Annotated in this window: 10 protein-coding genes; 5 read left to right on the top strand and 5 right to left on the bottom strand. The window is 64.8% G+C overall.

Annotation, left to right across the window (positions count from 1 at the left end):
• The first annotated feature begins 286 nt into the window (after positions 1 to 286).
• Positions 287 to 1,816 carry a CoA-acylating methylmalonate-semialdehyde dehydrogenase gene (locus tag QZT63_RS18320; RefSeq protein WP_290653240.1) on the top strand — a complete coding sequence of 510 codons (1,530 nt, stop codon included), beginning with the start codon at positions 287 to 289 and terminating at the stop codon, positions 1,814 to 1,816.
• 165 nt (positions 1,817 to 1,981) lie between these two features.
• Here QZT63_RS18320 and QZT63_RS18315 read toward each other — a convergent pair whose 3' ends face one another.
• A complete protein-coding gene (locus tag QZT63_RS18315; RefSeq protein ID WP_290653238.1) occupies positions 1,982 to 2,491 on the bottom strand; it encodes a hypothetical protein in 510 nt (169 codons plus the stop codon).
• Positions 2,492 to 2,676: 185 nt separating this feature from the next.
• Here QZT63_RS18315 and QZT63_RS18310 point away from each other — a divergent pair, with 185 nt between their 5' ends.
• Entirely contained in the window at positions 2,677 to 3,597 is a 921-nt protein-coding gene (locus QZT63_RS18310) for a DMT family transporter (RefSeq protein WP_290653237.1), read from the top strand.
• 99 nt (positions 3,598 to 3,696) lie between these two features.
• Here the strand turns inward: QZT63_RS18310 and rplS are convergent, their stop codons facing one another.
• From rplS to rpsP, 4 genes are read right to left on the bottom strand one after another with little or no spacing between them, the layout of a single operon-like run.
• Positions 3,697 to 4,050 (bottom strand): 50S ribosomal protein L19, encoded by a 354-nt coding sequence (gene rplS / locus QZT63_RS18305; protein WP_290653235.1) that lies wholly within the window; start codon positions 4,048 to 4,050, stop codon positions 3,697 to 3,699.
• 20 nt (positions 4,051 to 4,070) lie between these two features.
• On the bottom strand, positions 4,071 to 4,832 hold the full coding sequence (gene trmD, locus QZT63_RS18300; RefSeq protein WP_290653233.1) for a tRNA (guanosine(37)-N1)-methyltransferase TrmD: 762 nt from the start codon (positions 4,830 to 4,832) through the stop codon (positions 4,071 to 4,073).
• 25 nt (positions 4,833 to 4,857) lie between these two features.
• A complete protein-coding gene (rimM, locus tag QZT63_RS18295; RefSeq protein ID WP_290653232.1) occupies positions 4,858 to 5,370 on the bottom strand; it encodes a ribosome maturation factor RimM in 513 nt (170 codons plus the stop codon).
• A gap of 18 nt (positions 5,371 to 5,388) precedes the next feature.
• A complete protein-coding gene (gene rpsP, locus QZT63_RS18290) occupies positions 5,389 to 5,667 on the bottom strand; it encodes a 30S ribosomal protein S16 (protein ID WP_290653231.1) in 279 nt (92 codons plus the stop codon).
• A 245-nt stretch (positions 5,668 to 5,912) separates the two neighbouring features.
• Here rpsP and nthA point away from each other — a divergent pair, with 245 nt between their 5' ends.
• The 3 genes from nthA to QZT63_RS18275 all read left to right on the top strand — a co-directional run.
• Complete coding sequence (nthA, locus tag QZT63_RS18285; protein ID WP_290653230.1) at positions 5,913 to 6,557, top strand: nitrile hydratase subunit alpha; 645 nt, start codon at positions 5,913 to 5,915, stop codon at positions 6,555 to 6,557.
• On the top strand, positions 6,554 to 7,204 hold the full coding sequence (gene nthB, locus QZT63_RS18280; protein WP_290653229.1) for a nitrile hydratase subunit beta: 651 nt from the start codon (positions 6,554 to 6,556) through the stop codon (positions 7,202 to 7,204). Before nthA ends, nthB begins: the two co-directional genes overlap by 4 nt.
• On the top strand, positions 7,194 to 7,447 hold a 254-nt coding region (locus tag QZT63_RS18275), incomplete at its 3' end, for a nitrile hydratase accessory protein (protein WP_290653227.1). The genes nthB and QZT63_RS18275, both read left to right, overlap by 11 nt.

Here is a 7,447-nt window from a genome sequence, read left to right as displayed (position 1 = left end):
GCGGGTACAGGCCCGAGGTCAGCATGTGTGTCGCCAACCGCTGCAGCAGGAAGTACGGCACCATGAAGCGAACGCCGTCGGGAGGCAGCGGCCAATCAGACGGACCGGTCATGGGAACCCCATAGTCCTAGACTTTTGCAAAGATCGTCCATTAACCGGGCGATTTCGTCAATCCACCCATACGCCACAAGATGTTATCAATACGAGCGTTCTGTTGACCAATCACGGCCATGGGGCGCACAGATTGTCCGGCAAAAAGCTCCATTGGCCACAGGAGGAGAGGATCATGTCTCAGGTAAGAACCGCCACTGAAGAAGTCCTGCACATTGGGCACTACATCAACGGCCAGGCGACCAGCAGGGCCTCCGACCGCATGCTGGACGTGAACAATCCCGCCACCGGCGAGATTACCGCGCAGGTCGCACTGGCGGACAAGGCGACAACCCGCGAGGCGATCGAAGCCGCCAAGGCGGCACTGCCCGGCTGGTCCGCCGTCACGCCGCTGGGCCGTGCCCGCGTGATGTTCCGTTTCAAGGCGCTGATCGAGGAAAACTTCGAGAAGATCGCCCGCCTGATCACCGCCGAACACGGCAAGGTAATCGAGGACGCGCGCGGCGAGCTGACCCGCGGTCTGGAGATTGTCGAGTTCGCTTGCGGCATTCCGCACTTGCTCAAGGGCGAGCACTCCCTGAACGTGGGCGGCAAAGTGGATAGCTACAGCATGATGCAGCCGGTGGGCGTTTGCGCCGGCATCACGCCGTTCAATTTCCCGTCCATGGTGCCCATGTGGATGTTCCCGGTTGCTCTCGCCTGCGGCAACACCTTCGTCCTCAAGCCCTCCGAGAAGGATCCCGGGGCCTCGATGGTCATGGCGGAGCTGCTCAAGGAGGCCGGCCTGCCGGACGGTGCGTTCAACGTCGTCAACGGTGACAAGGAGTCGGTGGACACGCTGCTGACGGATCCGGACGTCGCCGCCGTGAGCTTCGTCGGCTCCACACCCATCGCCGAGTACATCTACACAACCGGATCGGCCCACGGCAAGCGCGTGCAAGCGCTGGGCGGCGCCAAGAACCACATGGCGGTCATGCCCGACGCCGACATGGACCAGGCCGTGGAAGGCCTGCTGGGCGCCGCTTACGGCTCCGCGGGCGAACGCTGCATGGCCATTTCCGTGGCTGTGGCGGTGGGTGACGAGGTCGCGGACACCCTGGTGGAGCACCTCAAGCCGCGCGTGGAGAACCTGCGCGTTGGCAACGGGCTCGAGGAAACCGGCCTGGAGATGGGGCCACTGGTCACGAAGGAGCACCTGGAGAAGGTACGCGGCTATGTCGACCTGGGCGAGCAGGAAGGCGCCACCTTGGCCGTGGACGGCCGCAAGCGCGACTTCCCCGGCAGTAACGGCTACTTCCTGGGCGGCACCCTGTTCGACCACGTCACGCCTGAGATGCGGATTTACAAAGAAGAGATCTTCGGTCCGGTGCTCTGCGTGGTGCGTGTACCCGACTATGACTCGGCAGTGGAACTCATCAACGAGCACGAGTTCGGTAACGGCACGGCCATTTTCACCCGCGATGGCGATGCGGCGCGGCAATTCAGCACTGATATTCAGGTCGGCATGGTGGGCATCAACGTGCCGATCCCCGTACCCATGTCGTTCCACAGCTTCGGCGGCTGGAAGCGTTCGCTGTTTGGGCCGCTGCACATGCATGGGCCCGACGGTGTGCGCTTCTACACCAAGATGAAAACAGTCACGGCGCGCTGGCCCAAGGGGGTACGAGCGGGCGGCTCCGCGTTCGTCATGCCGACCATGGAATAAGCACGCCGGCCCATCCCGGCAGGCGCGGCAACGCCCGTCTGCCGGCGCATGGCGATACCGGCCGGCAAAATCGTTCATCTCACGGCCAACAGTGTGAATCCCGACCTCGGGTCAGTGCACGGGCAAGTCCCAGGAAGCCGGGTGGGCGCGGCCGGTGTGTCTCAATCAGAACCCGTCGAGCGCCGGATTGTCGTTCAGCTCCTCGACGACCGCCTCGGCAAAGGAGGCGTATCGCATGGCGTGCAGTGCAATGCAAACCTCGTGTGAGGCACTGCCTGGCTCCTGCTCCAGGGCCAGGGAACACAAGTCCGACAGGGGGTCATGCAAATCTGGCAGGTTCTGTACCCGGGGGTCCTCTTCGATCGCCGCGATGTGCGCTTGAAATTCCGCCGCCTTGGCGTCGCCTTCCGCACGCAGGCAGGCGTTCAAGGCGTCATCGTTGCTGTCTTCTTCGGCGCAGGTCGCCTCGAAATCCTCCCGGATGCCAGCCACTGTGGTCTGGTAGGACTCCCGCTTCTCCGCCATGCAGGCCGCGTGCTGCTCGGTCTCTTCACCGGCGCCGGCCAAGGCGCAGGTACGTTCCAGGTACGCGCGCAGTTTTTCTCCATCCTCCGATCCAATAACGGCGAGCGGAAACAGCAATGCGACAATGGACAGCCCCAGAATGCGTTTCATGGGAGTGCTCTCCTCCAGACGCGGGAGTTCGTGCGAATGAAAACAAGACCGTGTACCCGCCGCTGGGCCCGTGATGCAACCGCGAGGCCATGTTCGGCGTTGTCCTTGCCGCGTCATGATAGCGAAAATGGCGGGCCGATTGGGCGGGGACTCACCGGCCAACCGCTTTTCGCGACGGACAGTGCATGAATCGCCAGCGGCTCGATCAGGCCCTGAAGGGCGCGCCGATCCTCTTCCTGCTGCTGTGGGCCAGCGGATTTGTCTTTGCAGCCATGGCGCTCGCGCACACCGATCCGCTGACGCTCCTCGCCCTGCGCTATTTCCTGGTCGTCGCCGCGCTGCTGCCCCTGCTTCTGATCCTCAGGCCCGAGCTTCCCCGATCCCCGGCCGAATGGTTGCACGTGAGTGTCGTTGGCGCGTGCATTCAGGTTTTTTTCTTCGGTGGCGTGTACATGGCGCTGGAACACGGCTTATCGGCAGGCGCGGTGGCCCTGATCGCCTCGCTACACCCAATCGTCGTGGGCCTGCTGGCCGCTCCCCTGGTGGGTGAGCGGGTGAACCTCCAGGGCTGGCTCGGCCTGGCCCTCGGGCTTGTCGGGGCGGTCATCGTGATCACCTCGCGCATGGAGGTGGGGGCCACGTCACTGATCAGTATCGCGTTCGCTGTGTGTGCGCTGCTGGCGATGACTTCGGCCACGCTCTACGAGAAGCGTTTCGGTGTGGCTCAGCATCCGGTAACCGCCAACATCATCCAGTGCGGGCTCGGCTTTGCGGTCATGATGCCGGCCGCGTGGCTTCTTGAACCACTGCGCGTCGCCTGGACCGGCGAGTTTCTCATCGCCTTGGGCTATCTCGTGATCTGTAACTCGCTGATCGCCGTCACGCTGCTGCTGGCCATGGTGCGGCGCGGACTGGTCTCCCGCGTATCGGCACTGTTTTTCCTGGTGCCACCGCTGTCGGCGTTGCTCGCCTGGCTGTTGCTCGCTGAGGTGATGCCAGCGGCCGCATGGGGTGGGATCGTGCTTGCCGCAATTGGAGTGGCGCTGATCAGCGAACCTGGCCAGCAAGCACGCCGGGCGCTGGTGGGCCGATTCTGGCCCGGTTGAACAACTGGTCGCACAGACGCGCCCGCGACCACCCGCCAGTGACTGCACTGACGGGCTGCGATCGGGCGGGGGCCAGCGCCGGGGAATAGGCGTCCGCGATCAGACCTTTTCCCGAATGCGCGCGGCCTTGCCGCTCAAGCCCCGGAGATAGTAGAGCTTGGCGCGGCGGACATCGCCCTTGCGCTTGACCTTGATGCTCTCGATCAACGGGCTGTAGGTCTGGAAGACGCGCTCCACGCCGGTGCCGTGGGACACCTTGCGCAGTGTGAAGGCCGAGTCCAGGCCACGGTTGCGCTTGGCAATGACCACTCCCTCGAACGGCTGCAGCCGCGTGCGGTTGCCTTCCCGGACCCGCACCTGCACCTGCACGGTATCACCCGGGCCAAACTTCGGCACATTGCGGCCCAGCGCCTCGATATGTTCCTTGTTGAGCTCGTCAATGATGTTGGTCATGCCGCTATCCTCTGCCGGTTTCAGACCGGCTTGTACCGGTCGTCGGTTCGATATTCGTCGATAAACTCCCGCAGCAGGCTGCGAGAGTTCGCGTCCAGTTCCATCCCCGCCAGCAGTTCGGGCCGTCGCAGCCAGGTGCGGCCCAGGGCCTGCTTGCGCCGCCAACGGGCAATGGCCTGATGGTCACCGCCGAGCAAAACGCTCGGCACCCGCTGGCCGTCAATGGCTTCCGGACGGGTGTAGTGCGGATAATCCAGCACCCCGTCCGTGAAGGAGTCCTCCGCCGCCGAGGCCTCGTGGCCCAGGGCACCCGGCAACAGCCGCACGACTGCGTCGATCACGGCCATTGCGGGAAGCTCGCCGCCACTGAGGACGAAGTCCCCGATCGAGAGTTCTTCGTCCACTTCCGACTCCAGCAACCGTTCGTCAACACCTTCATAGCGGCTGCACAGCAGAATCAATCGCTGCCGTTGCGCGAGTTCCCGCACGCTGGCCTGGTTCAGCACCCGGCCCTGCGGACTCAGGTGGATCACCGCTGCCGGGGTTGCCACCGCGTTGCGCGCGCGACGGATCGTCGTGCGCAACGGTTCCACCTTGATGACCATTCCCGGCCCGCCCCCGTAGGAGCGATCATCGACACTCCGGTGCCGGTCGGTTGTATCCTCGCGGGGATCCCAGGTGACCAGTTCCAGGAGGCCGCGCTCGGCCGCGCGCCCGGTCACACCGTAGTCGGCAACGGCCTGCACCAACTGCGGGAACAGCGTGATGACGTCAACGCGCATGCTCACTCCGCGGGCAATGGCGTCGTCAGAAATCAGGATCCCAGTCGACGTCCATTTCGCCCGCGTCCAGATCGACCCGCAAAACGAACTTCTCGACGACCATCGGTATCAGTCGTTCCCGATCACCCTGCACGACCAGCACATCGTTCGCGCCGGTTTCCACCAGATGCGACACGGTACCGAGGTCCACGCCATCGCGGTTACGTACACGCAGACCCTGAAGGTCGGCCCAGTAGTACTCACCCTCTGGTGGCGCTGGCAGTTCGGCGCGGGGCAACGCGATCTCGCATCCCATCAGCGCCCTGGCCTGTTCGCGATCGTCGTAGCCAACAAGGTGCGCAACCACCGATTTCCCTTGCCGGCGTCCATCCGAGAGTGTCAGCCGCTGCCATTGCCGATCGACGCGCACATGCCAGTGCGGGTAGCCGAGAATGTTCTCACGCGGGTCCGTATACGAGTACACCCGGACCCAGCCTTCGGTTCCGAAGATCCCGGAGACGCGCCCGAGGACGATGAGCCTGGCGTCGTCATCGGCCAACGCGGGCCACCCGCGACGTCATTCGCTCGCTAAGGCGCTGACCTGCTGCTCCTTGCGGGCCTGCTTGATCAGGTGGCCGACCCGCTCGGAGGGCCTTGCACCCTGCTCAAGCCAGTGGTCCACGCGCTCGAGATTCAGCCGCAGCGGATTTTCGGCTTCCTGACCGCGGGCGATCGGGTTGAAGAACCCTAGACGCTCAATAAACCGGCCGTCGCGCGCCACACGGCTGTCAGCGACAACCACATAATAGAAAGGGGTTTTCTTGGCGCCGCCACGTGCCAGACGAATGGTAACCATGGTTTGACTATCCCTCACAACTGCCCGGACAGCGGAAATCCACTGCTGCGGTGAATCGCGCATTGTACTGAATTTCATGCTGATGTGAAGGGCTGATACGCGCTCCAGAGAGCCCGGGGAAGCGCCCGGTAAACGGATCATTTGACGCGGCTCAGCGCCGCAGCGGGACGCCGGCCGCGGTATCGACAACACCGACAGAAGGTTTATTGTTTGGGGGAGACCGTACACCCTGAAGGGATCCGCCGATGAGTCACGAGCACGGTAATGACACACCACACCGCGAGCACAGCCACGTGCCCCCGGACCCGGCCCTGCGGGTGCAGGCGCTGGAGTCGCTGCTGACCCGCAAGGGCCTCGTCGACCCGGGCGCCCTGGAGACCATTATCGACACCTATGCCAACCGGGTCGGCCCCCGCAATGGCGCGCGGGTGGTGGCCCGGTCCTGGGCGAACCCGGATTATCGGCAGTGGCTCCTGGACGATGCCACCGCTGCCATCGCCCACCTTGGCTACGAAGGCCGCCAGGGTGAGCATATGGTGGCGCTCGAGAACACCGATTCCGTGCATAACCTGGTGGTCTGCACCTTGTGTTCGTGCTACCCGTGGACGGTGCTGGGAATCCCGCCGGGGTGGTATAAATCCGAGGCCTACCGGGCACGGGCCGTCCGGGAACCGCGAGCGGTGCTGGAGGAGTTCGGCGTCCGACTTGACGACGAGGTGGAAGTGCGCCTATGGGATAGTACCGCGGAGATCCGCTACCTGGTCATCCCGCAACGCCCGGCGGGCACCCATGGCTGGACCGAGGAGGCGTTGGCGACACTGGTCACGCGCGACTCCATGGTCGGTACCGGGCTCGCGCTGACTCCGGAACAGGCGGGAGATGCCCCATGAACGGCGCACACGATCTCGGCGGTATGCACGGCTTCGGGCCAGTTCCGGACAAGGACGACGCCCACCCGCATCCCGAGTGGTACGACCGCGCGATGGCGCTAACGGTGGCGACAGCCGCGTGGGGACGCTGGAATATCGATGCCAGTCGCCGGGCGCGCGAGGCGATGCATCCGGCAAAATACCTGACCCTGACCTACTACGAGCGCTGGATCGACGCCCTGGAGCGGCTCATGGTGGAAACCGACCTCCTCACGGAGGAGGAACTGCGCAGTGGTGAACCGGCCGACGGCTCGTTCACACCGCCCGTCGACGCCGAGGGCGCCCGGAGTGCGCTGCGCCGCGGCGGCCCAACCGAGCGAAAAGTGGATACGCCACCTCGCTTCCGGGTCGGGGATCGGATCCGGACCATTAACCGCCACCCGGCAGGCCACACGCGCCTGCCGCGCTATGCCCGTGGCCAGGGCGGCATCGTGCTGCGCCACCACGGGGCCCATGTCTTCCCCGACACCAACGCCCATTTCCAGGGCGAGCAACCGGGACATCTCTACACCGTGCAGTTCCCCGCCCGCGCCCTCTGGGGCCCTGATGCCGCGGCGAAGGATACCGTCATGCTGGATCTTTGGGAGGCGTATCTCCATGCGGATTGATAACGAGCCCCCGTTCCAGGCGCCCTGGCAGGCTCAGGCCTTCGCGCTGACCGTCCACCTCAACGGCCGTGGCCTGTTTACGTGGGCCGAGTGGGCACAAGCGCTGGCCGCGGAACGTCGCCGCTCGGCCGCGGCAGGCACGGCAGATGAGCCCGAGCAGTATTACCACGACTGGTTGCGGGCACTGGAAGGATTACTGGCCGAGCGCGGCACCGCGGCCGAGGACGAACTGGCGCTGCTCCG

The sequence above is a fragment of the Aquisalimonas sp. genome (genome assembly GCF_007120195.1).
Lineage (GTDB): Bacteria > Pseudomonadota > Gammaproteobacteria > Nitrococcales > Aquisalimonadaceae > Aquisalimonas.
This window is presented reverse-complemented; position numbering and strand designations above follow the sequence as displayed.

What these genes read in the sequence shown, in the direction of transcription:
- rplS (WP_290653235.1), bottom strand. Translation starts at nt 4,050, where the DNA reads ATGACCAACATCATTGACGAGCTCAACAAGGAACATATCGAGGCGCTG.
- QZT63_RS18310 (WP_290653237.1), top strand. Translation starts at nt 2,677, where the DNA reads ATGAATCGCCAGCGGCTCGATCAGGCCCTGAAGGGCGCGCCGATCCTC.
- nthA (WP_290653230.1), top strand. Translation starts at nt 5,913, where the DNA reads ATGAGTCACGAGCACGGTAATGACACACCACACCGCGAGCACAGCCAC.
- nthB (WP_290653229.1), top strand. Translation starts at nt 6,554, where the DNA reads ATGAACGGCGCACACGATCTCGGCGGTATGCACGGCTTCGGGCCAGTT.
- QZT63_RS18315 (WP_290653238.1), bottom strand. Translation starts at nt 2,491, where the DNA reads ATGAAACGCATTCTGGGGCTGTCCATTGTCGCATTGCTGTTTCCGCTC.
- trmD (WP_290653233.1), bottom strand. Translation starts at nt 4,832, where the DNA reads ATGCGCGTTGACGTCATCACGCTGTTCCCGCAGTTGGTGCAGGCCGTT.
- QZT63_RS18320 (WP_290653240.1), top strand. Translation starts at nt 287, where the DNA reads ATGTCTCAGGTAAGAACCGCCACTGAAGAAGTCCTGCACATTGGGCAC.
- rpsP (WP_290653231.1), bottom strand. Translation starts at nt 5,667, where the DNA reads ATGGTTACCATTCGTCTGGCACGTGGCGGCGCCAAGAAAACCCCTTTC.